Genomic DNA, 23,817 nt, shown 5'->3' with positions numbered 1-23,817 from the left:
CAGGATCAAACTCTCCAACAATGTCAAATTTGATCGAGGCAAATTTTACTTGCTCTCAAAGGAACCTCAAACGAGATTCAAATACATAAGCTCTACTGGCTTAGTTCACTAGCACACTGTTGAGTTCTCAAGCAACACACCCCAGATCACACCGCACCCCACGGCCTTATCCGAAGCAGTCATTCCTTGGCTTTTGTCCGGAGCACACCCTAGCACCTGCTCGAAACTGCCGTCTCAGCGGGGTAAGGTTACCTCTCCGGTTCGGGACCACCCACTCTACCACCATCCGGTGGGAGCTTGGTTCGTGTTCCCGGCGGCCGCTCGGTTTCCCTGGCGACGAAGAGAACATTACACGGCCCGAAACGGCCGTTTACAGGGGGGTCCCTTTTTTCGCGCCGGGGCTCTGACCTGCGTCGATCCCGCTCTCCCCGGGCACGGGCTCGCCATGCGTGGCGAACACCGTCAGCGCGACTAGCGCGGCGGCGAGCAGAGCGGTGATGTGGATGGGTGCCGGCGTGAACGACGCGGCGAGGACGAGCACCGCGGTCACCGGGAAGCCGATCGCGATCGGACGGCATTCGTTGGTGGGCCCGATGTGCATCAGCCAGACGCTCAGCAGATAGATCGTGACGGGCACGGTCGTCGCCATCGCGGCGGGCAGCGGGGCCACGTGGCCGGTGTGGGTGTCGTAGTCGACGGCGACTTCGAGACCGGCGCCGAGCGCGGCCGCCGAGGCGAAGATCAGGTAGTGCCCGTAACCCCAGCTCGCGACGGTGAACAGGCTCTTGGCGTTCCGGAGCCGGACCTGTCCCGGCTGGTCGAAGTACAGCCACCACAGGGAGAAGAGCAGAACGAGCCCCGCCGCGGCGAGGGAGATCAGGCTGCCGGTGTGCTCGCCTTCGTCCAGCCCTTCCTTGACCGCCGTGGTCGCGCCGAGGATCGATTCGCCCAGCACGATGATCGTGAACAGGCCATAGCGTTCGGCGATGTGGTGCGGGTGCCAGCCGGTCCACCGCTTGCGTTCGGCGATCATCGGGACGGCGAGTTCGGCCAGCAAGAACAGGAAGAACGACGGCAGGGCCAGGGATTCCGGCAACCCGAGCCGGACGATCCACAGGATCTGGACGATCGTGATGCCGATGGCGTAGCGCAAGGCCGCGGGGCGGCAGGCGGGATCGGTCCTGGCGGCGCGCAGCCACTGCACGACCATCGCGAGCCGCATCAAGACGTAGCCGGCCACCATGATCGTGAAGTCGCCTTCGAAGGCCGACGAGACGCCCGCGGCGACGGTCAGCCCGCCCGCGATCTGCACGAGCGTCACCAGCCGATAGGGGACGTCGTCGGTGTCGAACGACGAGGCGAACCAGCTGAAGTTCAACCAGCCCCACCAGATCGCGAAGAACACCATCCCGAAACTGAGCACACCATGGCCGATGTGGTTTTCGGCGATCGCGTGGTGCAGACCGGCCGCGGCCTGGGCGACGGCGACCACGAAACACAGGTCGAACAACAGCTCCAGCGGGGTCGCGACCCGATGTCCTTCCTCGGAATCCCGCATCCTCATCGGCCGGTACCAGACCCGGAGGCGACTCCGGCTCACAGGACTCTCCGCCATCGGTGCTCCTCGCGATCTCGAATTCGCGAAGATCATCGCAGCTCTGAGCGGTGCACACCTGCGGAGTGCGCACGGCGGGTGGGTCCAGGCCGGGGTGCACCTCCCCAGGCGTCCCCTGCCGGACCCACCCGCGCGAGTGCTTCACAGGGCTCGGCTGGCAGTGGACGCGAACCGGCTGCCGCCGAACGGTCCCCCGCGGACGCCGACGGCCGTCCACCGGCTCGCTGACCATGGGTGTCCATTCCTGGAACTCCGGACTTGCCACGGTCGCTCCCACCGATCGACCCATCCCCGATCGATCGACAGAAATACCACTGTCGGTAGCCAAGACACAGCAGTGAAGGCTCCGTTAGGTGTACCCGGTTGCTCTGAGTAGCGCCAGGGGCTGAGTGACTCCGTCACTCGGATGGAGCAACAGGTCTTGCCGACCGTAGTCAGTGACGCGCTCCGGCGACTCAGCCGCGTTGGCTGTCGGCTCCTGCCGAGGCGGCTTCTTCCCGCTCAGTGAGCAAACGCCGCTTCCGGCGCCCGCGGAGTTCGATCACGGCGAGTAAGAGTGCCGAACAGGTCAAGCCGGCCGCGCACAGCATCGCCGCGGTCAGCGCCGACGGATAACCGCCGTTCGCCCCCAGCACCGCGTGGAAGACCGACGCCAGGACGACCGTGCCGATCGCGGTGCCGATCCGCTGCCCGGTCTGCAACGCGCCCCCGGCCACTCCCGCCATCGACGTCGGCACGCATTCCAGCGTCAGGGTGGTGTTCGGCGAAATGACCATGCCGCCACCGACACCGGCGACGAGCAAGGGGAACGCGAACCACCAGCCCGCCGCGGAACCCGGGTCCTGACCGGCGAGGACGGCGACCGTGACCATCCCGGAGATCACCATGACCAGCCCGGTGACGGTGAGCTTGCGGCCCCATCTCGGTACCAGCCGTCCCGCGACCGCCGCCGAGACGGCGGAGCCGAGGGCGAAGGAGGTGACGGCGAGCCCGGACTGCAGCGGCGTGTAACCGAGGCCTTGTTGGAAGAAGATGGCGAAAACCAGCCACATCCCGGTGAACCCGCTGAAGTACAGCGCGCCGACGGCGGCACCCGTGGCGTATCCGGGGGTGCCGGTGAACAGCCGTGTGTCCAGCAGCGGCGGACGGCCGCGCCGCACCATCGAGCGTTCCCAGCGCACGAACGCGAATCCGAAGACCACCGCGACGACGAACAGCCACCACAGGCTGCCGAGTCCGCCCTGTTCGGATTCGATCAGCGGGAGCAACACCCCGAGCACGGCGACACCCAGCAGCATCATGCCGACGAAGTCGATCTCACCCCGCAGGCTTTTCGCCGGTTTCTCCGCCTTCGGGAGCCATCTCAGTGCCAGGGTGAACGCCAGGATCCCGATCGGCACGTTCACATAGAAGACCCAGCGCCAGCCTTCCGGGTCGCCGAAGACGGCGAGGATCACGCCGCCGAGTACCGGCCCGACCGCTGTGGAGATCCCCACGGTGGCACCGAACATGCCGAACGCGCGGCCTCGTTCCGCGCCGCGGAACAGGTCCTGGATCATCCCGCTGTTCTGCGGCGTCATCATGCCCGAGGCGAATCCCTGCAGGAGCCGCGCGATGATCAGCGTCGTCTCGTCCTGCGCCGCACCGGCGAACGCGCTGGTCAGCACGAACGCGGCGAGCGCGAACAGGAACATGCGGCGGCGGCCGAGCGCGTCGCCGAGTCTGCCACCGGTCACCAGCACCAGCCCGAAAGCCAGCGCGTAGCCCGACACGACCCACTGGATCCCGCCGCTCGACGCGCCGAGGTCCTTCTGGATCGAGGGCAGCGCCGTGTTGACGATGCTGACGTCGAGCAGGCCCATGAACCCGGCGGCGAGGGTGACGGCGAGCGCCTTCCAGCGCCGCGGGTCGGGTTCGAAGGTGGTCATCAGGTGCTGGCGGCGATCCCGGGGATGCCCTTGAGCTCACCGATCAGCATCGACGTCACCTTGACCGGGTAGTCGTAGAGGGCGAAGACCGTCTGGTTCTTGCCGACGAGCTTGAGGTGCACCGGGGTGTCACCCTTGTGTGCCAGCAGGGTCTGTTTCAGTTCGCTGACCACCGCCTGATCGAGCTTCTCCGGCGCGGCGAGCAGCACCAGTGGCAGGTCGTCGTCGCCGTTGCCGACCTCGGACAGGTCGAGCGGCACCAGCCCGCCGCCGAAGATGGACATCTTGTCCTCGCGCCAGTTGACCCGGCCCTTGACCAGTACCGCGTTGTCCTCGATGAGGTCGGCGGAGAACATCGCGTAGGACTTGGGGAAGTAGAGGACTTCGATCGCCGCGTCCATGTCCTCGACGGTGCAGATCGCCCAGGGCTCGCCCTTCTTGTTGACCCGGCGTTCCAGCGAGGTGATCAGCCCGGAGATGATCAGCTCTCCTTCCTTCGGCGGGTCGGCGAGGATCGCGGCGATCGGGCGCGGCGCGTGTTTGCGCAGGATGCGCTCGGCGCCGTCCAGCGGATGCGCCGAGACGTACAGGCCGAGCATTTCCCGTTCGTAGGCCAGGAGTTGCTTGCGCGGGTATTCCTCTTCACCGAACTTCAGATGCGCGAGCGGCGACGAGGACACCGCGTCCCCGGCGTCGTCTTCCCCGCCGAAACCGAAGAGGTCGAACTGGCCCATCGCCTCCTGGCGTTTGAGCGGCACCACGGCCTCGACCGCGTCCTCGTGCACCTGGACCATCGAGAGCCGCGTGTTGCCGAGCGAGTCGAACCCGCCGGCCTTGATCAGCGACTCGATGACCCGCTTGTTGCAGGCCACCAGTTCGGACTTGTCGAGGAAGTCGGTGAAGGAGGAGTACTTCCCCTTCTCCTCGCGGGTCTTGATGATCGACTCGACGACGTTCGCGCCGACGTTGCGGACGGCACCCATCCCGAAGCGGATGTCGTCCCCGACGGCCGCGAACCTCAGCGCCGACTCGTTGACGTCCGGCGGGAGCACCTTGATCCCGAGGCGGCGGCATTCCGACAGGTAGACCGCGGATTTGTCCTTGTTGTCACCGACCGAGGTGAGCAGCGCGGCCATGTACTCCGGCGTGAAGTTCGCCTTGAGGTACGCGGTCCAGTACGAGATCAGGCCGTACGCGGCCGCGTGGCTCTTGTTGAACGCGTAGCCGGCGAACGGGAGGATCGTGTCCCACAGTGCCTTGATCGCCTCGGTCGAGAACCCGCCGGGGACGAGATCACTCGCCTTCATCCCGGCTTCGAAGCCGACGAACTCCTTCTCGAGGACTTCCTGCTTCTTCTTACCCATCGCGCGGCGGAGCACGTCCGCGCGGCCCATCGAGTACCCGGCCACCTTCTGGCCGATATGCATGATCTGCTCCTGATAGACGATTAGGCCGTAGGTGTCGGCCAGGATCTCCTTCAGGGGCTCTTCGAGTTCGGGGTGGATCGGTTTGACCTTTTGCCGCCCGTTCTTGCGGTCGGCGTAGTCGTTGTGCGCGTTCATGCCCATCGGGCCGGGGCGGTACAGCGCGCCCACCGCCACGATGTCGTCGAACACCGTCGGCTGCATCCGGCGCAGGAGGTCCCGCATGGGACCGCCGTCCAGCTGGAACACGCCGAGCGTGTCACCGCGGGAAAGCAGCTTGTAGGTCTCCGGATCGTCGACGCCGAGGGTGTCGAGGTCGATGTCGATCCCGCGGTTGGTCTTGATGTTGTCGATCGCGTCACCGATGACGGTGAGGTTCCGCAGGCCGAGGAAGTCCATCTTCAGCAGGCCGATGGCCTCGCACGACGGATAGTCCCAGCCGGTGATGATCGAACCGTCGTCGCGCTGCCACAGAGGGATCGCGTTGGTGAGCGGTTCGCTCGACATGATGACCGCGCAGGCGTGGACACCGGCGTTGCGGATCAGCCCTTCGAGACCACGGGCGGTCTCGAAGATCGTCTTGCACTCTTCGTCGGTCTCGACGAGCGCGCGGACTTCGGCCGCTTCGCCGTAGCGCTCGTGCTTCGAGTCGACGATGCCCGAGAGCGGGATGTCCTTCGCCATGATCGGCGGCGGCAGCGCCTTCGAGATCCGGTCCGCGATCGCGTAGCCCGGCTGGCCGAAGTGGACGCGGGCGGAGTCCTTGATGGCCGCCTTGGTCTTGATGGTGCCGAAGGTGATGACCTGCGCGACCTTGTCGACGCCGTACTTGTCGGTGGCGTAGCGGATCATCTCGCCGCGGCGGCGGTCGTCGAAGTCGATGTCGATATCGGGCATCGAGACACGCTCGGGGTTCAGGAACCGCTCGAACAGCAGCTTCTGCGGGATCGGGTCCAGGTTGGTGATACCGAGGACGTACGCGACCAGCGAACCGGCGGCCGAACCACGGCCGGGGCCGACGCGGATGCCGACCTTGCGGGCGTAGTTGATGAGGTCGGCGACGATGAGGAAGTAGGCGGGGAAGCCCTTGCCGATGATGACGTCGAGCTCGATCTCGATGCGCTCGTTGTAGTACGGGTCCGGGACGCCGTCCGGGAACCGCCACTTGAGGCCACGCGCGACCTCTTCCCGCAGCCAGGAGCCCTGGTCGTAGCCCTCGGGGACCTCGAAGAACGGCAACCTGTCCTTGTGCGTGTAGACGTCCTTGTAGGACTCGACGCGCTCGGCGATCAGCAGCGTCGAGTCGGCGGCGCCGGGGACTTCCTTGTCCCAGTACTCCCGCATGTCGGCGGCCGACTTCAGGTAGTAACCGTCACCGTCGAACTTGAACCGGTTCGGGTCGTTCAGCGTCTTGCCCGCCTGCACGCACAGGAGCGCGGAGTGGGTGTCGGCCTGGTCCTTGGTGACGTAGTGCGAGTCGTTGGTGGCCAGCGGCTTGAGGTCGAGCAGCTTGCCGATCTCGAGCAGGCCCTCACGGACCGACCGCTCGATCGGCAGCCCGTGGTCCATCAGCTCGAGGAAGAAGTTCTCGGCGCCGAAGATGTCCTTGTAGTCCGACGCGGCCTGGATCGCCTCTGTGCGCTGCCCCAGCCGAAGCCGCGTCTGCACCTCGCCCGAGGGGCAGCCGGTGGTCGCGATGATGCCTTCGTGGTTCTCCGCGATCAGCTCGCGGTCCATCCGGGGTTTGCGGTAGTAGCCCTGCATGCTCGCGAGCGAGGAGAGCTTGAAGAGGTTACGGAGCCCGGTGGAGTTCGCGGCGAGCATCGTCATGTGGGTGTAGGCACCACCACCGGAGACGTCACCGCCCTCACCGAACTCGTCGGAGCCGCGCTGGTTGGCCTGTCCCCAGAAGACCGGCTTCTTGTGGAAGCGGCTCTCCGGCGCGATGTAGGCCTCGATGCCGATGATCGGCTTGAGTTCGTGCTTGACCGCCTGCTGGTAGAACTCGTCCGCGCCGTACATGTTGCCGTGGTCGGTCATCCCGACCGCGGGCATGCCGAGCCGCGCCGCCTCCTTGAACAAGGGGGCGATCTTCGCCGCACCGTCGAGCATCGAGTACTCGGTGTGCACATGCAGGTGGACGAAGGAATCGTTCGACACCAGCGAAAACCTCCCCTAGGCAGACGGATCCCTGGCTGCGTGACGCGGGCCGGTCCTCCCACCTTATGCGCCGGGTGATCACGGCGCCCGGGCGGGCCGACACCCCGGCGAGGGCAAGTCTGTACCTCCGATCGTCCGCCGCCAAGCACCGACGCCGCGCGAGTTCGCGATGACCTCGGTTACCCCCGAACGGGGTGCCGGATCAGCTCGACCGGGCCAGTCGCTCGTTGATCACCACGCGGTCGAACCACTCCGGATCGAACCCGGCGCCGAACTCTTCGAGCAGGGCCTCGCTGTCTTCGTCGTCCGGACTTTTCAAGGCCTCCAGCAGCATTTCGTAGTCCTGCTCGCCCTTGCATGTCTCCGGAGGCGCCGCCCGCTCGCCGTCGAGGCACCTCGGGGCCGCGGGAAGGCCGACCCTTTGCTCGACCCGGATCCAATGTCGCCAGTTCTCCACCTCGTGGACAAGCCGATGGCCCGGTGCGGTCACGACCTGGCCGAGGGTCACCTCGTCGTCCGACCGGTCGCCTTCACCACCCTGGATATCGGTGCCGAACCCGCCGTACGCGGTCTCGAACCGGTGGTCCTGCCGCTCGTCCCTGTCGAAGGTGGCCGCGAGGATCCGGTGCAGTCCGGCGAGGGTGACGTCGGAGCGGACTTCGAGCCGCCGCCAGATCGCGCGATCCGATTCGGTCAGTGCGACCGCGAGCCGCAGGCCGGTGACCGGCACGGGCGGGGGCAGCACGAGCGGAAGGGGACCGCCCGGTGCCTCGAGCCCGGCTCGAAGATCTCCGGCGCCCTCTGCCGGAACCAAGCTTCGGAGTCCGCCCTGAGGATCAGTGCCGCTTCCACCTGGCTGCGGAACTCCTCGCGGGTCAGCCGTGCCTCGCTCACCTCGAAACCGGTGCGAAGAACCGCCAACGCGTCCGCGGGCTCGGCGTGGAGTTCGATCACGTCGGCCTCGTGCCCGTTGACCACCACTTCGACCCCCACCGAGCGTTTGCCCGCGGTGAGGGTGGCGGCCAGGACCACGAGGTCCTGATCCACTTGGCCTTGGACGACGCAGTCCGAAAGCCGGACCGGCCCGTGGAGCAGCTTCGGCCAGCGCTCCACCCTGGCCACGTCCAGTGGCGGACGCGCGGCCCCGCGAGCAGCCATGATCCAAAAGCGCTTGCCGACCTGGGCATGGATGGGCAGACTGGCCAGCCGGCAAGATCACCGAGCAGCCCGGAGAGTTGATGATCGACCTGCGTGAGATGAACGAACGCGTGATCGCGGAGTTCCGCGCGAACGGCCGCCACGGGGACGGCCTCCCGACGCTGCTGCTCACCACCACCGGTGCCCGCACCGGGCGGCGACATGTGACGCCGATGCTGTTCCTGGCCGACGACGACCGTTATGTCGTCTTCGCCGCCAACGGGGGCGCTCCGGGGCATCCGGATTGGTACCGCAACCTGATCGCGGAGCCGTCCGTCGAGGTCGAAGCGGACGGAGAGGCCTTCGCCGCCCACGCGGTCGAGATCACCGGAGCGGCCAGGGACCGTCTGTTCGCGAAGCAGGCGAAGGCGTTCCCGCGACTGGCCGAGCACCAGGCGAAGACCAGCAGGCCGTTCCCGGTGATCGCGCTCAAGCGCGTCTGACGGTTGCCGCTGTCGTGAGTGGCGATTCGGGTTCGGCCGAGGTCGTTCAGGCGGGTGAGCGGTAGCGGAAGCCAAACTCGACCTCCACACCTTCCCCAGTACATGATGGCCCCCTTCCTTGCGCTAGGCGCAAGGAAGGGGGCCATCATGTACTTCACGCGAGCAAGATCCACTCACGACCCCAGCCCCACTCGCCGTGTGACGATGACCACGCCCACCCGGGAATCCGGTGTCACCATGGGACTCCGCACGCGTAAAGGCGCCCAGTAAGACTTCCTATTCCAGCTCGGCTACCCCATCGACGCGGACCGTGCGGGCTGAGTCCGGCCCCGGGTCCGATCGCTTGACAAAGCATTGGACCGGCCGCACGATCTCGTCCCATGAACCTGTCTGACAGCCAGACAGCCGGACACGGTGGTCCGCGGCGCATCAGCGCGATGGAGGCCGTACTGGCCCACCTTCGCGGCGCCATCGAGCGCGGTGAGTACGCCGTCGGCGAGAAGCTGCCGTCGGAATCCGCGCTCGGCAAGGAGTTCGAGGTCAGCCGCTCGGTCGTCCGCGAGGCACTGCGGGGGCTGCAGGCGCTCGGGCTCACCGTGTCCAAAACGGGCAAAGGGACCTTCGTGACCGCCACCGGGCCGGTCGAGAACCCTACGTTCGGGACCTATTCGGCCCGCGACCTGTTCGAGGTGCGGCGCCACGTCGAGATCCCCGTCGCCGGATACGCGGCCGTGCGCCGCAGCACCGACGACCTCGATCTGCTCGGTCACCTTGTCGAGCGGATGGACCTCGAAACCGACAACACCGCGTGGGTGGCGCTGGATTCGCTGTTCCACATCACCATCGCCCAGGCCTCGGGCAATCCGGTGTTCGGCAAGGTCATCGAGGAGATCCGGGACGCGCTGGCGCGCCAGTCGTCCTTCCTCAACCAGCTGGGCGGCCGCCGCGCGCGTTCGAACATCGAGCATCGCGAGATCGTCACCGCCATCGCCGCCGGGTCCGAAGCGGACGCCGTCGCGGCGATGACCTCCCATCTAGAGCACGTCGAGAACGCCCTCACCACCATCGTGCGGCCCGGCCACACGACGCACCCGAACAAGGACGACTGACACCGTGACCGAACAGACCCTCAGCACGGACGACAAATCCGTGCCGGTGCCGGCCGACGCCGGTGACGCCGGCTACGACAAGGCGCTGAAGCCCCGCCACGTCAACATGATCGCGATCGGCGGCGCCATCGGCACCGGCCTGTTCCTCGGTGCGGGCGGGCGGCTCGCACAGGCGGGCCCGGCGCTGGCGATCGTTTACGCGGTCTGCGGCCTTTTCGCGTTCTTCGTGGTCCGATCGCTCGGCGAGCTCATCCTGTACCGCCCCTCCTCCGGCGCCTTCGTTTCCTACGCCCGGGAATTCATGGGTGAAAAGGGCGCTTACGTCGCGGGCTGGATGCACTTCCTGAACTGGTCGACGACCGGGATCGCGGACATCACCGCCATCGCGCTGTACGCGCACTTCTGGTCCTTCTTCACGCCGATCCCGCAGTGGGTGCTGGCGCTCATCGCGCTCGCGGTGGTGCTCGCGCTGAACATGGTGTCGGTCAAGCTGTTCGGCGAGATGGAGTTCTGGTTCGCCATCATCAAGGTCGCCGCGCTGGTGACCTTCATGGGGATCGGGATCTTCCTCTTGGTCACCCAGCAGCCGATCGACGGGCAGACGCCCGGTTTCTCGCTGATCTCCGACCACGGCGGGATCTTCCCCGCCGGTCTGGTGCCGATGGTGCTGATCGTCCAGGGTGTCGTGTTCGCCTACGCCTCGGTCGAGCTGGTCGGCGTCGCCGCGGGTGAGACGAAGGACCCGCGCAAGATCATGCCGAAGGCGATCAACTCGATCATGTGGCGTATCGGAATCTTCTACGTCGGATCGGTGGTCCTCCTGGCGATGCTGATGCCGTGGGATTCCTACTCGAAGAAGGAGAGCCCGTTCGTCACCGTGCTCTCGCACATCGGGGTGCCGCAGGCGGGCAACGTGATGAACCTGGTGGTGCTGACCGCGGCGCTGTCCAGCCTGAACTCCGGCCTCTACTCCACCGGCCGCATCCTGCGCTCGATGTCGCTGGCCGGATCCGCGCCGAAGTTCACCGGCGTGATGAACAAGAACCACGTGCCCTACGGCGGCATCCTGCTCACCTCCGCGGTGTGCGTGGCCGGTGTCGGCCTGAACGCCGTCGTGCCCAGCCAGGCCTTCGAGATCGTGCTGAACTTCGCCGCCATCGGCATCCTCGGCACCTGGGCGATCATCGTGCTCTCCCACTTGCTGTTCGCGCGCAAGGCCAAGCGCGGTGAGGTGGAACGGCCCTCGTACCGGCTGCCGTTCTCGCCCTACACGGAGATCGCGACGCTGATCTTCCTCGCCGCCGTCGTCGTGCTGATGGCGTTCGACGAGACCGGCCGGATCACCCTGTACTGCCTGCCGGTGATCGGGCTCGCGCTGGTGGCCGGCTGGTTCGGGGTCCGCAAGCGGATCAACATGAGCGTCTTCGAAAAGACGAAGCTGTGATCCCCGAAATCCGCGTCCCCGCCCACGAACCGCTGGTCCACCTCCTCCGTGACGGAATGGTCGAGGGGGTGCACCACGGTTCGGCCGTGGTCCTCGCGCCGGACGGCCGCGTACTGTTCTCCGCGGGCGACATCGAGGCCGCGTTCTATCCGCGGTCGGCGGCGAAACCCTTGCAGGCCACCGCGATGGCCCGCCTCGGGGTCGAACTGGGTCCGGCTGGCTTCGCCGTCGGCGCGGCCAGCCACTCCGGCGAGGAGATCCACCTGTCGGAGGTCCTCAGGACCTTGGACGGTGCCGGGCTCACCGTCGGTGATCTGCGGACCCCGGAGGACCTGCCGTTCGATCCCGTCGAGCGCGACGCCTGGGTTTCAGCGGGCCGGGGCGCGTCCCGGTTGGCGCACAACTGCTCGGGCAAGCACGCGGCGATGCTCGCGACCTGCCGCCTGCACGGTTGGTCCACAGAGGACTATCTGGATCCGGCTCATCCGGTGCAGCGCGCGATCGCGGACTGCGTCGAGAACCTGACCGGACAACGGATCCCGAAGGTCGCCATCGACGGCTGCGGCGCTCCCCTGTTCGCGGTTTCGCTGCGCGGGCTCGCCACGGCCGTCGGCAAGATCGCCGCGGCGGCGCCAGGCACTCCGGAAGCTCTGGTGGCCGAAGGGATCCGGAAGCATCCGGAACTGGTCGCCGGCACCCGGCGCGACGTGACCGCGCTCATGCGCGCGGTCCCCGGCCTGATCGCCAAGGACGGTTTCGAAGCCGTCCAGGTCGCCGCCCTGCCGGACGGTACGGCGATCGCGATCAAGATCGCCGACGGCGGTGACCGCGCGCGGCAGCCGGTGCTCGCGGCCGCGCTCGAACTGTGCGGCGTCGACCGGGACGTACTGAAGCCGTTCGCCGGGACCGCCGGAACCGACGGCCTGCGCGTGACGGGCGCGCTGGCCGAACACCACCTCGCCGCGTGAGGAGCCTTCGATGCACCGTGTGGAACACGACCTGCTGGGAGACAAGGAAGTCCCGGCCGAGGCCTACTGGGGTGTGCACACCGCGCGGGCCAGGGAGAACTTCCCCATCACCGGCACCGCGATCTCCAGCTATCCCCACCTGGTCGAGGCGCTCGCCGCGGTCAAGGAGGCCGCGGCCAAGGCCAACGCCGATCTCGGGCTGCTGGACCCGGACGTCGCCGACGCGATCCGCCGGGCGTGCCGGGAGATCAGGGAAGGCGCCCTGCACGAGGAGTTCGTCGTCGACGTCAACCAGGGCGGCGCGGGCACCTCGACGAACATGAACGCCAACGAGGTGATCGCGAACCGCGCGCTGGAACTGCTCGGGCACGAGAAGGGCGACTACGCCCGCGTGCATCCGAACGAACACGTGAACCTCGGGCAGTCGACCAACGACGCCTACCCCACCGCGGTCAACGTCGCGACGATCATCGCCGTGCGCGAACTCGCCGATGCGATGGTGGTCCTGGAGAAGGCGTTCGCCGCCAAGGCCGTCGAGTTCCACGACCTGCTGAAGATGGGCCGGACCCAGTTGCAGGACGCGGTGCCGATGACGCTGGGACAGGAGTTCGGCACCTACGCGGTCATGCTCGGCGAAGACCGGCTGCGGCTCACCGAGGCGGTGGCTCTGCTGCATGAGATCAACCTCGGCGCGACCGCGATCGGCACCGGCCTCAACGCCGCGCCCGGGTACGCCGAAGCGGCCGTCGCGCACCTGCGCGAGATCACCGGTCTGCCCGTCGTGACCGCCGCCGACCTCGTCGAGGCGACCCAGGACTGTGGTGCGTTCGTGCACCTTTCCGGTGTGCTCAAGCGGATCGCGGTGAAACTCTCGAAGAGCTGCAACGATCTGCGGCTGCTCTCCTCCGGTCCGCGGGCCGGGTTCAACGAGATCAACCTGCCGCCGGTGCAGGCGGGTTCGTCGATCATGCCGGGCAAGATCAACCCGGTGATCCCCGAGGTGGTCAACCAGGTCGCGTTCGAGGTCATCGGCAACGACGTCGCGATCACGATGGCGGCCGAAGCCGGGCAGTTTCAGCTCAACGCCTTCGAACCGCTGATCCTGCACTCGCTTTCCGAAAGCATCACGCATCTGCGGGCGGCCTGTCTGGTGCTGGCGGAGCGGTGCGTTTCCGGGATCACCGCGAACGCCGACGTGATGCGGGGTTACGTCGAGAACTCCATCGGTCTGGTGACCGCGCTGAACCCGAGTATCGGTTACGCGGCGGCGACCGAGATCGCCAAGGAAGCGCTGGAAACCGGGCGCGGAGTGGCCGAACTCGTCGTCGAGAAGGGCCTTCTTCCCGCGGAGGTACTGGCGAGACTGCTGAAGCCGGAGACGCTCGCGCGCCTCTCCTGAGACCCGCGGGGTGGTACCGGGCGGTTCACCCCGCGCCATGAAAGCGTCCTTCATTGCCAATTTCGCAATGAAGGACGCTTTCATTTCAGGCGGGCGCCGGACCACGCGAGTACGGTCGTAAGCGGAAGGTGATCCTCCGCACGAAAGGCGATCCGGGCGTGCTCGACCGACTTCTCGACCGGTATCTCGGCCTCCCTCCGGCCGAAGGCCCCGTTCCCACCGCGACCAAGGGAATCCCCGTCCCGATGCCGGACGGCGTCCGGCTGCTCGCCGATCGCTACGCCCTCCCGGGCGACGAACCCCGTCCGGTGGTGCTGATCCGCACGCCGTACGGCCGGAAGAGCCTGTTCAGCAAGATCTTCGGCGAGACGCTCGCGCGGCACGGACTGCAAACGGTCCTCCAGAGCACGCGCGGGACCTTCGGCTCCGGCGGCGAGTTCCGGCCGTTCCACCTGGAGAAGGAGGACGGCCTCGCCACCATCGCCTGGCTGCGCGAGCAGCCGTGGTGCGACGGCAGGGTCGCGATGGCCGGAGCGAGCTACCTCGGCCACACGCAATGGGCTGTCGCCCCATACCTCGACGAGCCGCTCGAAGCGTTGTGCCTCGGCGTCACCGCGTCGGAGTTCGTCTCGACCTTCTATCCCGGCGGGGTACTCGCGGTCGACAACATGGTCTCCTGGTCGGCGCTCATCGGCCGCCAGGAGGGCCGGTTCGCCGGCCTGCCGAATCCGTGGCAGACGAAGAAGACCCGCCAGGCCATGGCACATCTGCCGATCTCCGGCGCGGACGTCGCGGCCATCGGCGAGCAGGTGAGGTTCCTGCAGGACGTCACCGAGCACGCCGAGCCCGGCGACGATTTCTGGGCGCCGTCGGACCACAGCGCCGAGGTCGCCTCGCTGACGACGCCGGTGACGATGGTGACCGGTTGGTACGACCTGTTCATCTCCGCCCAGCTGCGCGACTTCAAGGAACTCGCCGCGGCCGGACGCGCACCGCGGATCACCATCGGCCCGTGGGCGCACGGCGAGCCCGCCAGCCTGAAAACGCTGCTGACCGACCAGATCGGTTTCGTCTCCGCCCATCTGCTCGGCGACAAGGCCCAGCTGCGGCAGGCCCCGGTGCGCCTGTACCTGCAGGGTGCCGGGCGATGGCTGGACTTCGACAGCTGGCCGCCGAAGTCCGACGCCACCCCGTATTTCCTGCGCCCGGGCGGGCTTTCCCCCACCGAGCCGGTCGAGTCGAAGCCCGGCACGTTCACCTTCGACCCCGCCGATCCGACACCGACCGTCGGCGGTCCCCTGCTGACGGGCGCGCGGAAACAACGCGACAACAAGATCGTCGAGCAACGCCGGGACGTGCTGGTCTTCACCGGCGACAGGCTGAAGCGGGATCTCGACGTCATCGGCGAGATCTCCGCGCTGGTGTACGTCCGGACCGACATCGGCCACGGTGACGTGTTCGTCCGGCTGTGCGATGTGGACGGTCGCGGCGTCTCCCGCAACGTCACCGACGGCATCCTCCGCCTGCGCCCCGGCTCCACCGGGTCCGATGTGGACGGTGTGGTCGCGGCCGAGGTCCACCTCGATCCGACGGCCTACCGGTTCCGGCGCGGGCACCGGCTGCGGCTGCAGCTCGCGGGCGGAGCGTTCCCTCGCTTCGCCCGCAACCACGGCACCGACGAGCCGGTTTTCCGCGCGGTGGAAGGGAAACCCGCCCGGTTCGAGATCTTCCACGATCCCGCGCGGCCCTCTCGGCTCACGTTGCCGGTATTCGCCGGTTAGGCGACCACCCGCAGGTGCGTGGTCAGCCTGCCGTCGTCGTGCAGCACGTGGAAGGCCAGCGACGGCGGCAGGTCGTAGTCGATCGGCCCGCCTTCTCCCCACGACCGGAGACCGTTCTCCTCCCACGGGAACAGGATGCTCGACCCGACCGACGGAGCAGACCGCAGCGGCACCCCGGCGAACGTGGTCGACGCCGCGGCGTGGACGTGCCCGCAGAGCAGGGCCACCACCCGCGGATGCCGCGCGAGCACCTCGGCCAGCCTGTCCTCGCCGTACTGGCGCATCGCGTCCACCAACGGCAGGCCGAGTTCGACCGGCGGATGATGGAAGGCGACGAAGGCGGGGCCGTCGCCGTGGGCGAGAACGCCGTCCAGCCAGGCCATCGTCTCGTCGTCGAACTGCCCGTCGGGCTTGCCGGGAATACTCGAATCGGCCATCACGAACGTGACGTGGCCGACGGTGTGCACCTGGTTGACCGGGGCATCGTCCGGCGCCTGGCCGAGCAGTCCTTCACGGAACGGGCCACGCTTGTCGTGGTTTCCGGGGCAGGTGAACAGCGGGACGACGGTCTTGAACAGCTCTGCCGCGCGCCGGTACTCCTCGAGCGTGCCGTGGTCGGCGATGTCACCGGTCACCAGGATCGCGTCGACCGGCGTCGCCAGGTTCTCCAGGTACCGCATGACGCGCGCGGTGCGCTCGTCCGCCCGGTCCCCGCCGTCGAGATGGTTGTCGCTCAGATGTGCCGTCACGAACACTTCGTCACCCCAAGTTCTCCAGATATGCCAACGTCTTCACCCAGTTCCGCACGAGCAGCTCCGCTGCCTTCGCGAGGTCGGACGCGCGGATCGCCTCGGCGATCCGCCGGTGTTCATCGATACTCTCCAGAGAGCGCTCGGTACCACCGAAATAACAAGTGTCATAGCGCTTCAGCAGCGGCTTGGTCTGCTCGATCAGGCGCAGCAGATGCGGATTCGTACAGCGCGAGACCAGCAGCGCGTGCCAGCGATCGTCCAAAGCGGACAGATCGCCCCGCCGTCCGAGTTCCTCGGTCATCTCGGCGGCGATGCGGTCCAGCCCGCCGGTGAGCCCGGCGAGGTCCTGCGGCGAACTCCAGCGCAACGCGAGCGATTCCAGTTCCGCGACCAGCGGGTACAGCCGCCGGGCCTCTTCCGGGTCGAACGGCGGCACGAGGAAACCGCGGCCGGGCGCCGAGACGAGCAGACCGCGATCGGCCAGCCCGATCAGCGCCTCACGCAACGGTGTCCGGCTGACGCCCAGCTCACGGGCGAGGTGCACCTCGTTGATCCGGCTGTCCGCGGCGATCCGGCCGTCGAGCACGCGGGCGGTGATCTCCTCCGCGAGGTCGCGCCGGAGCAGGTTCCTCGTCATGCGGGAAGTATTGCATGCACTTCGGACGTACTGTATTCAGTTAGGCATGACGCGTATTCAGGAGCTGGACGTCGAACGCGCCCGCGCCGAGACCCCGGGCTGCGCCGAAGTGGTCCACCTCAACAACGCCGGATCCTCGCTGCCACCCACCCGAGTGACCGACACCGTCGTCGACTACCTGCGCGAGGAAGCCCTGATCGGGGGCTACGAGCAAGCCGCGGCCACCGTGGACCGGCTCCAGGGTGTCTACGCCTCGGCCGCACGGCTCGTCGGCGCCCAGCCCGACGACATCGCGCTGACCGACAACGCGACCCGGTCGTGGCAAGCGGTCTTCTACGCGCTGCCGTTCACGGCGGGAGACCGGATCTTGACGGCGAAGTCCGAGTACGCGAGCAACGTCATCTCCTTCCTGCAGACCGCGAAGCGCACCGGTGCCGTCGTCGAGGTGGTGGACGACGACGAGTCCGGCCAGCTGGACGTCGAAGATCTCAAACGCCGGATCGACGGCGACGTCAAGCTGATCGCCGTCTCCCACGTGCCCACCCAGGGCGGGCTGGTGAACCCGGCCGAGGAGATCGGCGCGGTCGCGCGCGAGGCCGGGATCCCGTTCCTGCTCGACGCGTGCCAGAGCGCCGGCCAGATCGACCTCGACGTCACGCGATTGAACTGCGACGCGCTCAGCGTGACCGGCCGCAAGTACCTGCGCGGGCCGCGCGGCACCGGGTTCCTCTACGCGCACCCGCGGCTGCGCGAGCGTCTCGAGCCCGCGATGCTCGATCTCCACTCGGCGGCGTGGACCGCGCCCGAGACCTACGAAGTCGACTCGACCGCGAAGATGTTCGAGGTCTGGGAACGCGATCACGCGGCGGTGCACGGCCTCGGCGCGGCGATCGACTACGCCCTTGATTGGGGCATGCCCGCCATCGAAGCCCGCGTCGCGGCGCTCGCGGCGAAACTCCGCGACGCGCTGCGCGGGATCCCCGGTGTCCAGGTCCATGACCAGGGTGAGCGGAAATGCGGGATCGTCACGTTCAGCGTCGCGAAAACGCCGTCCCAGGAAGTGAAGCAGCACCTGGCGACGAAGAAGATCAACGTCAGTGTCGCGGAGGCGACGTCCGCGCAGTTCGATTTCGCCGCGCGCGGGCTGCCGTCGATGGTCCGGTCCTCGGTGCACTACTTCAACACCGAAGACGAGATCGCGCTTCTCGTCGGCGAAGTCGAGAAACTGGCTTAACGGCGGGAAAGGACGGAGTCGGACGGCGGGGCGTACGGCAGCCCCGTCGTCTTGGCGCGACGGCTGATCACCAACGCCTCCCCCAGGAGGCTCACGCCGATCGACAATGTCACCGGCCGCGCGTCGGGATGCGCGCCCGCCGTCGTGGCCAGGAAGCCGATCCCGAAGTTCACCACCATCGAGAGCATCCAGACTCCGAACGTCCAGCCGGTGTAGCGCAGCCACAGCACGCCGTCGCGCTCGAACAGCTTCGTGGTGGTCGCGCGCACCGCGCCGAGGCCACCACCGACCACGGACCCCAGCACGAGCCAGGCACCGTCTGTGAAGGTGAAGTTTTCGAGCTTGGCCAGACCGTAGACCCCGATCGCGAGCAGGACCAGCGGCGCTCCGTAGACCTCACGGGCGACCAGCGGCTCCCCGCGCAGCCTGCGCGCGACGATCACGATCACCGCGGCGACCACCAGCGCGATCGACAACCAGGTCCGCATGAACTCCCCCTTTGTAGCACGTGTGTGCTAAATAAATTAGCAAGGTCGTGCTATAAAGGCAACATGCCGAAGATCGTCGACCCCACGGCCCGGCGGCTGGAAATAGCCGAAGCCGTCTTCCGGGTGATCCAGCGGGACGGTCTCGCGCAGGCGTCGCTCAGGAGCGTGGCCGATGAGGCCGGCCTCGCGACCGGTTCGGTGCGGCACTACTTCCGCGGCCATGACGAGCTGATCGTGTTCGCCATGCGCGCGCTCGGGGACCGGGTGGAAGCCCGGCTGCTGCGCCGCCTCCCCGAACTGCTCGATCCGGCGACGCCGCGCTCACGCCGGCAAGAACTCACCGAAGCGCTGCTCAGCGAGGTGCTTCCGCTCACCGAGCAGACCCGAGCCGAAACCGACGTCTGGCTGGCCTTCTCCGCCGCCGCCAAAAGCCGGCCGGATCTCGCCGGGGAAGTCGCGCGCACCCACGCGGGCGTCCGCGCACTCGTCCGGCGGGTACTCGAAGGCGCGCGTGGCGCGGGCGGACTTCTCGACGATCTCGACCTGGACGTCGAAACCGAACGGCTGGCGGCATTATTGGACGGCCTCGCCATGGCGGGCGGGCGGACGTCGCCGGAGCTGATGCGCGCGGTGCTCGGACGGCATCTGGAAACCCTGCGACGCCCGGATCGGTGAAGGCGACGGCTCACGAAAGCCGGTACGGTTTTCTTCATGCGCCTGCGGTCTGTGACCACACTGCTCGCCACACTCGTCCTCGCGCTCGCCGTCCCCGCGACGGCGGAGGCGACCCCTGGTTCCGGCGTGACCGGCACGATCCTGAAGCAGAAGACGGTCGGGGACACCGACTACGTTCTGCGCGAGGTCGTCATCCAGCCGGGCGGTTACACCGGCTGGCACTACCACGACGGGACGCTCTACGCGTACGTCAAGGCGGGCACGCTGACGCACAACTCCGCCGATTGCGGGCTCGATGGCCTGTACCGACGGGGCGCCGCCTTCACCGAACCGAGCGACACCGTCCACATCGGACGGAATCTCGGGACGACGCCCCTCGTGCTGGAGGTGCTCTACGTGCTGCCGCATGGAAGCCCGCTCTCGCAGGACGCGCTGAACCCGGGATGCCCTTTCTAGGCCCCGAACCAGCTGGCGACGTCGAGTCGGAAGCCGTCCGACGGCGCCATGGCGCGGAGATCGCCTTCGAGCGCTCGAACCCTGTCGGCGCCCAACACGGCGACCCACTCCTTGCGCAGTTCATCGAAGATCGCCGCGGACCGGCCGAGTGAGTCGAACCCGCGCGCGGTCAGCCGCACGATCTTGCGGCGGGCGTCGGCCGGATCGTCGGCGCGCTCGACGTAACCGAGTTGCTCCAGCTTGTCGACGGTCTTGCCCGCCGCCTGCTTGGAGACTCCGAGCCGCCGCCCGATCTCGCTCGCCGTCGCCCCATCGCGGCCGACCGCCTGCATCGCGAACCCGTACGCCGGGCGAACGTCGGGATGCCCTTGCTCGGCCAGTTCGGCGTGCAGCCGGTCGATGATCGAGCGAAAGCCCGCGAACAGCAGGAGTGGCAGTTCGAAACCTGGCGAGTCGGAAACCCGCTTGCTTCGATCGACAACTTGGTTTACCTTTTCGTCAACCACGTTGACCATCTTAAAGGGGCCGCCTTGTTTACCGACCACACCCTCGAAACCGCGCCTGAAGCCTCGCGTCGCTCGATGGAAGCGACCATCCGGCACTTCGGCCACCTTCCCTCCGCCGTCGCCCGGTTGGCGACGTCGCCGGAACTGCTCGACGGGTTCCTGAAACTCAGCGCGAGTTTCGAGCGCACGACACTCGACCCGGTCGCGCGGGAGACGGTGGTGATGACCGTGGCGACCCGCAACGACTGCCACCTCTGCGTCGAGATGCACACCGCCAAGCTGAAGGGACTGAACGCTGACGACGACGTCATCACGGCACTCCGCGCGCAGGAGCCCGTGCCTGACGAGCGACTGGAAGCCATCCGGCAGTTCACGCTGGCGGTGCTCGAGACCGCAGGTGGCGTCGACGACGAGACGCTGAAGGCCTTCTTCGGGCACGGGTACACCGAGCGGAACGGCCTGGAAGTCGTCATGGGCATCGGGGCGTACACGATGTCGACCCTGGCGAACAGGATGACCCGGGCCTAGCCGGGCGCCTTAGGTGCCGACCCCGATCGCGTGTCCGTGAAGGCCTCCTTCCCTACTCTCAAGGTAGGGAAGGAGGCCTTCACGGACTCCGTAGCTTTCCGTGATCGCCCCTCGCGGTCTGGATCACTCCAATGGCCGCCGATCTTGATGTATCTGGGCAGTCCCGACCGTCTCCTGTCTTGTGCAGCCGAAAGTTCGCCACCCGCGGCGCGGCGCACCGGCGGTCTGGCCTGCCGAGGGGGCAGACCAGACCGCCGAAACCGAAAACGTTCCACAGGGTTGGGGGTACGCGAAGGCCCTCTTCACCCGGTTGAGCCGGGCGAAGAGGGTCTTCACGTGCGTCGGGGCACCGCGTTCAGCCGACTAACGATCCGACATCGAACCCGTGAGCCTCGAGTCGCTGCCGAGCCGTATCCCGCTCCTCATCGGTGAACAGGTCCTCGTACTTGTTCTTGAGCACGGAAGCCTCGACACTCCACTGGAGCATGCGTGCCTCCCACAGGCGAGCGAAGCCGTCAGAGGTACCCCGGCCTCTCTGCAGCAGGATCTGAGCGGCGCCGACGCCACCATGCATCGTCACCATTTCGAGAAACTGCTTGGCGCGGTAGTTGATCGTCTTGGCGAGATGCCGGTATGCCGCGTACATCTCGTCGGTGAACTCCTGTGCCAATGCTGTTCGCTTGCCATCGTCGGCGGCGGGGGTCATCGCGGCCTCCTAGTCTGCGTCGCCTGATGCGTCGAGCACCGGGACGCCCCTGTTACAGCCAACGCGTTCAGCCGACTAAATGCATAGGCGTCAGACTTCGAGAGCCCAGCGCACGTACCGCATCTTCGGGGTGAAACCGGCCTTCTCGAAGATCCCGAACGCCCCGGCAGGGTCGGCAAAGTCCACGTTCAAGCTGGCACGGTCGTAGCCCTGATCCGCGGCCGCGCGCAACGCGTGTCCCATCAGCGCACCGGCGAGTCCCCGCTTCCGGTACTCCCGAACGGTTCCGATGACCATGAAGTGCGCGTCGCGGATCCCGGTGGCCTCCGTGTCCGCCTCCCAGCACATGGTCACCAGCACACCCACCGGAGCGCCGGTCGCCTCCCTCAGCAGGAAACTGACCTCGGGCCGGAAGGTCTGGTTGGTGATCTTGTTCCGCCAGAGATCGACGGGCATGGGCACCGCACCCCAGTAGTCCCGGTACGCCTCGTTCCGGACCGTGCGGAACTCCTCGTCGTTCCGCTCCGACCACGGCTCGACCACGAACCCCTCAGGAATCGCCGGAGCATCCGGCGCGCCGAGCGGATGCTCCATGCGCTGGAAGTAGCGGACCGGCGTGAAGCCCTGAGACCGGACGAGTTCGGCCAGGCCGGCGATGTGCTCCGGCCGGTGGACGTCGACCACCAGCTTCGAGGACGGGTGGTGCAGCGCGTGCACCACCTTGGCCGCCGCCACCCCCGCTTCGACGAGCGCGGTGCCGAGGCCGCGACGGCGGTACGCGGGATGGACCCCGCCGTCCAGGAAGACCCGGTGGACCTCGTCGGCGGATGGCTTGAAGCGGATCTTCACGAAACCGACCATCACGTCGCCGTCGAAGGCGGCGAGGCTCCCGCGCTCCAAGTCCGCGTACGGGTCGGCCAACTCCTGGAGGGTGTCCTCCTCGGTGTAGTTCTCACCGATGCGATCCACGGTCTCGATGGCGTTGAGGAGGTCCGCCGACGCCTTGGCGTCCTCGTGGCTGAGCGGCCGCCAGCTGAGGGAGTGATGCACGCGACGACAGTAAGCCCCCGCACGGGGGCTGTCGCCGGGTTTTCGGTGGGCGCAGTAGGGATCGAACCTACGACCGCTCGGGTGTAAACCGAGTGCTCTCCCGCTGAGCTATGCGCCCGGGAGGTGGCACCGCGAGGGTGCCACCGGTGAAGACTCAGGACAGGGAGGCCACAGCCTTCTTCCACGCCTGCTGGTCGCGCGCCTCGCCGGGCTGGTTGACCTCGGCGAACTGCACGACACCGTTCTTGTCGATCAGGAAGGTGCCACGGGTGGCCAGGCCGGCCGCCTCGTTGAAGACACCGTAGGCCTTCGCGACCTCGCCGTGCGGCCAGAAGTCCGAAAGCAGGGGGAACTGGTAGCCCTCCTGCTCGGCCCACGCCTTGAGCGAGAACGGTGTGTCCACGGACACACCGATCACCTGGACGCCCTGACCGTCGTAGTCCGCGAACTCGTCGCGGAGCTGGCACAGCTCGCCGGTGCAGATACCGCTGAACGCGAACGGGTAGAACACGAGCAAGACCGGCTTCTCGCCCTGGAAGGACGACAGCGTCACGGCCTGCTTGTTGTAGTCGTTGAGCGTGAAGTCCGGGGCTTGCGATCCGACCTCGACGGCCATACCGGCGGTTTCCTCTCAAGAGCGAACAGGGGCCTGCGTCGACAACCCTATCGTGTCGATCGCACGGCCTTCGAGGTCACCGCTTGGTCTTGGACGACTTCGGCGACACCAGCCGGGTGCCCGCCCACTTGGGGCCGGCGCTGATGTTGGCCGTCTGCGCCAATCCGACCTGCGGCACCGCTTCGGCGATCTCGCTCGGCTCGACATGCCCGGGCTGTCCCGTCTTCGGGGTCAGCACCCAGATCACGCCGTTCTCGTTCAAGGGGGTCCGGACCTCGATCAGCGTGTCTCCGAGATCACCGTCGTCTTCGCGCCACCACAGCAGCACCACGTCGATGACCTCGTCGGCGTCCTCGTCGAGGATGTCGCCGCCGATCTGCTCCTCGATCGCCGCACGAAGATCGTCATCGACGTCCTCGTCCCAGCCGATCTCCTGGACCACCATGTCCGGCTTGATCCCAAGCCTTTCGGCGACGCTGTTCTGATCAGCGTCTCCCGCGGCGACCACTGCTGTCACTCCTCCAACTACGACGGAGCGTGATGTCACCTCGGCCGGATCGACCGGGCGGGCACCACACTCGGGTACACGATGCCCGTTAGCGAACACTGGTGAGGCGCTGCGCGCAACCGTCCACACCGGATCTTGAACAACTCGTGTCGCAGCGTACGGACATTCGGCCTACTCGCGCGAGGCGAATACA

General features: G+C 67.3%; 23 protein-coding genes and 1 tRNA gene. 10 read left to right on the top strand and 14 right to left on the bottom strand.

Features of this window, described 5'->3' with window-relative positions; all coding sequences use genetic code 11:
• Positions 1–370 precede the first annotated feature (370 nt).
• The 5 genes from AVL48_RS32805 to AVL48_RS40360 form a co-directional block, all read right to left on the bottom strand.
• Positions 371–1,615 (bottom strand): low temperature requirement protein A, encoded by a 1,245-nt coding sequence (locus tag AVL48_RS32805; protein ID WP_061984262.1) that lies wholly within the window; start codon positions 1,613–1,615, stop codon positions 371–373.
• A gap of 455 nt (positions 1,616–2,070) precedes the next feature.
• On the bottom strand, positions 2,071–3,543 hold the full coding sequence (locus tag AVL48_RS32800; RefSeq protein WP_061984264.1) for an MFS transporter: 1,473 nt from the start codon (positions 3,541–3,543) through the stop codon (positions 2,071–2,073).
• Positions 3,543–7,127, bottom strand: coding sequence for a DNA polymerase III subunit alpha (gene dnaE, locus AVL48_RS32795; protein ID WP_061984266.1), 3,585 nt, complete (start codon positions 7,125–7,127; stop codon positions 3,543–3,545). Before dnaE ends, AVL48_RS32800 begins: the two co-directional genes overlap by 1 nt.
• A 202-nt stretch (positions 7,128–7,329) precedes the next feature.
• A complete protein-coding gene (locus AVL48_RS40365; protein ID WP_244162543.1) occupies positions 7,330–7,872 on the bottom strand; it encodes a plasmid pRiA4b ORF-3 family protein in 543 nt (180 codons plus the stop codon).
• On the bottom strand, positions 7,821–8,285 hold the full coding sequence (locus AVL48_RS40360; protein ID WP_244162542.1) for a hypothetical protein: 465 nt from the start codon (positions 8,283–8,285) through the stop codon (positions 7,821–7,823). Before AVL48_RS40360 ends, AVL48_RS40365 begins: the two co-directional genes overlap by 52 nt.
• A gap of 80 nt (positions 8,286–8,365) precedes the next feature.
• On the opposite strand from AVL48_RS40360, the gene AVL48_RS32785 reads away from it, so the two are divergent.
• From AVL48_RS32785 to AVL48_RS32760, 6 genes are all read left to right on the top strand, one after another.
• Entirely contained in the window at positions 8,366–8,767 is a 402-nt protein-coding gene (locus tag AVL48_RS32785) for a nitroreductase/quinone reductase family protein (RefSeq protein ID WP_061984268.1), read from the top strand.
• A 437-nt stretch (positions 8,768–9,204) separates the two neighbouring features.
• The gene (locus tag AVL48_RS32780; RefSeq protein ID WP_061984270.1) at positions 9,205–9,876 is read left to right on the top strand and encodes a FadR/GntR family transcriptional regulator; all 672 of its coding nucleotides are present in this window, start codon (positions 9,205–9,207) and stop codon (positions 9,874–9,876) included.
• A gap of 4 nt (positions 9,877–9,880) precedes the next feature.
• Positions 9,881–11,320, top strand: coding sequence for an amino acid permease (locus AVL48_RS32775; protein WP_061984272.1), 1,440 nt, complete (start codon positions 9,881–9,883; stop codon positions 11,318–11,320).
• Positions 11,317–12,288, top strand: a complete 972-nt coding sequence (locus AVL48_RS32770) for an asparaginase (RefSeq protein ID WP_061984274.1) — start codon at positions 11,317–11,319, stop codon at positions 12,286–12,288. Before AVL48_RS32775 ends, AVL48_RS32770 begins: the two co-directional genes overlap by 4 nt.
• A 10-nt stretch (positions 12,289–12,298) precedes the next feature.
• Positions 12,299–13,687, top strand: coding sequence for an aspartate ammonia-lyase (locus AVL48_RS32765; protein WP_061984275.1), 1,389 nt, complete (start codon positions 12,299–12,301; stop codon positions 13,685–13,687).
• A 158-nt stretch (positions 13,688–13,845) separates the two neighbouring features.
• Positions 13,846–15,468, top strand: coding sequence for a CocE/NonD family hydrolase (locus tag AVL48_RS32760; protein WP_061984538.1), 1,623 nt, complete (start codon positions 13,846–13,848; stop codon positions 15,466–15,468).
• Here AVL48_RS32760 and AVL48_RS32755 read toward each other — a convergent pair.
• Both AVL48_RS32755 and AVL48_RS32750 read right to left on the bottom strand, forming a co-directional pair.
• Positions 15,465–16,223: a metallophosphoesterase gene (locus AVL48_RS32755; RefSeq protein ID WP_061984277.1), complete on the bottom strand. Its 759-nt coding sequence runs from the start codon at positions 16,221–16,223 to the stop codon at positions 15,465–15,467. The two genes, AVL48_RS32760 and AVL48_RS32755, sit on opposite strands and share 4 nt — an antisense overlap.
• Positions 16,224–16,227: 4 nt before the next feature.
• Positions 16,228–16,857 carry a GntR family transcriptional regulator gene (locus tag AVL48_RS32750; RefSeq protein WP_061984279.1) on the bottom strand — a complete coding sequence of 210 codons (630 nt, stop codon included), beginning with the start codon at positions 16,855–16,857 and terminating at the stop codon, positions 16,228–16,230.
• Between the two features lie 46 nt (positions 16,858–16,903).
• Here AVL48_RS32750 and AVL48_RS32745 point away from each other — a divergent pair, with 46 nt between their 5' ends.
• Entirely contained in the window at positions 16,904–18,091 is a 1,188-nt protein-coding gene (locus tag AVL48_RS32745; RefSeq protein ID WP_061984281.1) for an aminotransferase class V-fold PLP-dependent enzyme, read from the top strand.
• Here AVL48_RS32745 and AVL48_RS32740 read toward each other — a convergent pair.
• A complete protein-coding gene (locus AVL48_RS32740) occupies positions 18,088–18,579 on the bottom strand; it encodes a hypothetical protein (protein ID WP_061984283.1) in 492 nt (163 codons plus the stop codon). The genes AVL48_RS32745 and AVL48_RS32740 overlap by 4 nt on opposite strands.
• 63 nt (positions 18,580–18,642) lie before the next feature.
• Here AVL48_RS32740 and AVL48_RS32735 point away from each other — a divergent pair, with 63 nt between their 5' ends.
• Together AVL48_RS32735 and AVL48_RS32730 are read left to right on the top strand one after the other, a co-directional pair.
• Positions 18,643–19,254 carry a TetR/AcrR family transcriptional regulator gene (locus AVL48_RS32735; RefSeq protein ID WP_061984284.1) on the top strand — a complete coding sequence of 204 codons (612 nt, stop codon included), beginning with the start codon at positions 18,643–18,645 and terminating at the stop codon, positions 19,252–19,254.
• A 36-nt stretch (positions 19,255–19,290) separates the two neighbouring features.
• On the top strand, positions 19,291–19,710 hold the full coding sequence (locus tag AVL48_RS32730) for a cupin domain-containing protein (protein ID WP_061984286.1): 420 nt from the start codon (positions 19,291–19,293) through the stop codon (positions 19,708–19,710).
• Here AVL48_RS32730 and AVL48_RS32725 read toward each other — a convergent pair.
• On the bottom strand, positions 19,707–20,225 hold the full coding sequence (locus AVL48_RS32725) for a MarR family winged helix-turn-helix transcriptional regulator (RefSeq protein WP_061984288.1): 519 nt from the start codon (positions 20,223–20,225) through the stop codon (positions 19,707–19,709). The two genes, AVL48_RS32730 and AVL48_RS32725, sit on opposite strands and share 4 nt — an antisense overlap.
• A gap of 15 nt (positions 20,226–20,240) precedes the next feature.
• Between AVL48_RS32725 and AVL48_RS32720 the strand changes: the two genes are divergently transcribed.
• Positions 20,241–20,744, top strand: coding sequence for a carboxymuconolactone decarboxylase family protein (locus tag AVL48_RS32720; RefSeq protein ID WP_063054168.1), 504 nt, complete (start codon positions 20,241–20,243; stop codon positions 20,742–20,744).
• A gap of 355 nt (positions 20,745–21,099) precedes the next feature.
• Here the strand turns inward: AVL48_RS32720 and AVL48_RS32715 are convergent, their stop codons facing one another.
• From AVL48_RS32715 to AVL48_RS32695, 5 genes are all read right to left on the bottom strand, one after another.
• On the bottom strand, positions 21,100–21,450 hold the full coding sequence (locus AVL48_RS32715) for a hypothetical protein (protein WP_061984292.1): 351 nt from the start codon (positions 21,448–21,450) through the stop codon (positions 21,100–21,102).
• A 90-nt stretch (positions 21,451–21,540) separates the two neighbouring features.
• A complete protein-coding gene (locus tag AVL48_RS32710; RefSeq protein ID WP_061984294.1) occupies positions 21,541–22,500 on the bottom strand; it encodes a GNAT family N-acetyltransferase in 960 nt (319 codons plus the stop codon).
• Between the two features lie 46 nt (positions 22,501–22,546).
• Positions 22,547–22,618, bottom strand: a tRNA-Val gene (locus AVL48_RS32705).
• A gap of 36 nt (positions 22,619–22,654) precedes the next feature.
• Positions 22,655–23,116: a peroxiredoxin gene (locus AVL48_RS32700; RefSeq protein WP_061984296.1), complete on the bottom strand. Its 462-nt coding sequence runs from the start codon at positions 23,114–23,116 to the stop codon at positions 22,655–22,657.
• Between the two features lie 76 nt (positions 23,117–23,192).
• Entirely contained in the window at positions 23,193–23,624 is a 432-nt protein-coding gene (locus AVL48_RS32695; protein ID WP_061984298.1) for a DUF3052 domain-containing protein, read from the bottom strand.
• Between the last annotated feature and the right edge of the window lie 193 nt (positions 23,625–23,817).

This window comes from Amycolatopsis regifaucium (assembly GCF_001613935.1).
In the GTDB taxonomy this organism is placed as follows: Bacteria; Actinomycetota; Actinomycetes; order Mycobacteriales; family Pseudonocardiaceae; genus Amycolatopsis; species Amycolatopsis regifaucium.
The sequence above is the reverse complement of the archived record's forward strand: the minus strand, read 5'-3'. Positions and strand labels throughout refer to the sequence as shown.

Bases quoted from the DNA above. Each gene is read 5' to 3' on its own strand.
- AVL48_RS32805 (WP_061984262.1), bottom strand. From the start codon at position 1,615: ATGGCGGAGAGTCCTGTGAGCCGGAGTCGCCTCCGGGTCTGGTACCGG.
- AVL48_RS32800 (WP_061984264.1), bottom strand. From the start codon at position 3,543: ATGACCACCTTCGAACCCGACCCGCGGCGCTGGAAGGCGCTCGCCGTC.
- AVL48_RS40360 (WP_244162542.1), bottom strand. From the start codon at position 8,285: ATGGCTGCTCGCGGGGCCGCGCGTCCGCCACTGGACGTGGCCAGGGTG.
- AVL48_RS32785 (WP_061984268.1), top strand. From the start codon at position 8,366: ATGATCGACCTGCGTGAGATGAACGAACGCGTGATCGCGGAGTTCCGC.
- AVL48_RS32780 (WP_061984270.1), top strand. From the start codon at position 9,205: ATGGAGGCCGTACTGGCCCACCTTCGCGGCGCCATCGAGCGCGGTGAG.
- AVL48_RS32765 (WP_061984275.1), top strand. From the start codon at position 12,299: ATGCACCGTGTGGAACACGACCTGCTGGGAGACAAGGAAGTCCCGGCC.
- AVL48_RS32750 (WP_061984279.1), bottom strand. From the start codon at position 16,857: ATGACGAGGAACCTGCTCCGGCGCGACCTCGCGGAGGAGATCACCGCC.
- AVL48_RS32745 (WP_061984281.1), top strand. From the start codon at position 16,904: ATGACGCGTATTCAGGAGCTGGACGTCGAACGCGCCCGCGCCGAGACC.
- AVL48_RS32740 (WP_061984283.1), bottom strand. From the start codon at position 18,579: ATGCGGACCTGGTTGTCGATCGCGCTGGTGGTCGCCGCGGTGATCGTG.
- AVL48_RS32735 (WP_061984284.1), top strand. From the start codon at position 18,643: ATGCCGAAGATCGTCGACCCCACGGCCCGGCGGCTGGAAATAGCCGAA.
- AVL48_RS32730 (WP_061984286.1), top strand. From the start codon at position 19,291: ATGCGCCTGCGGTCTGTGACCACACTGCTCGCCACACTCGTCCTCGCG.
- AVL48_RS32725 (WP_061984288.1), bottom strand. From the start codon at position 20,225: ATGGTCAACGTGGTTGACGAAAAGGTAAACCAAGTTGTCGATCGAAGC.
- AVL48_RS32715 (WP_061984292.1), bottom strand. From the start codon at position 21,450: ATGACCCCCGCCGCCGACGATGGCAAGCGAACAGCATTGGCACAGGAG.
- AVL48_RS32700 (WP_061984296.1), bottom strand. From the start codon at position 23,116: ATGGCCGTCGAGGTCGGATCGCAAGCCCCGGACTTCACGCTCAACGAC.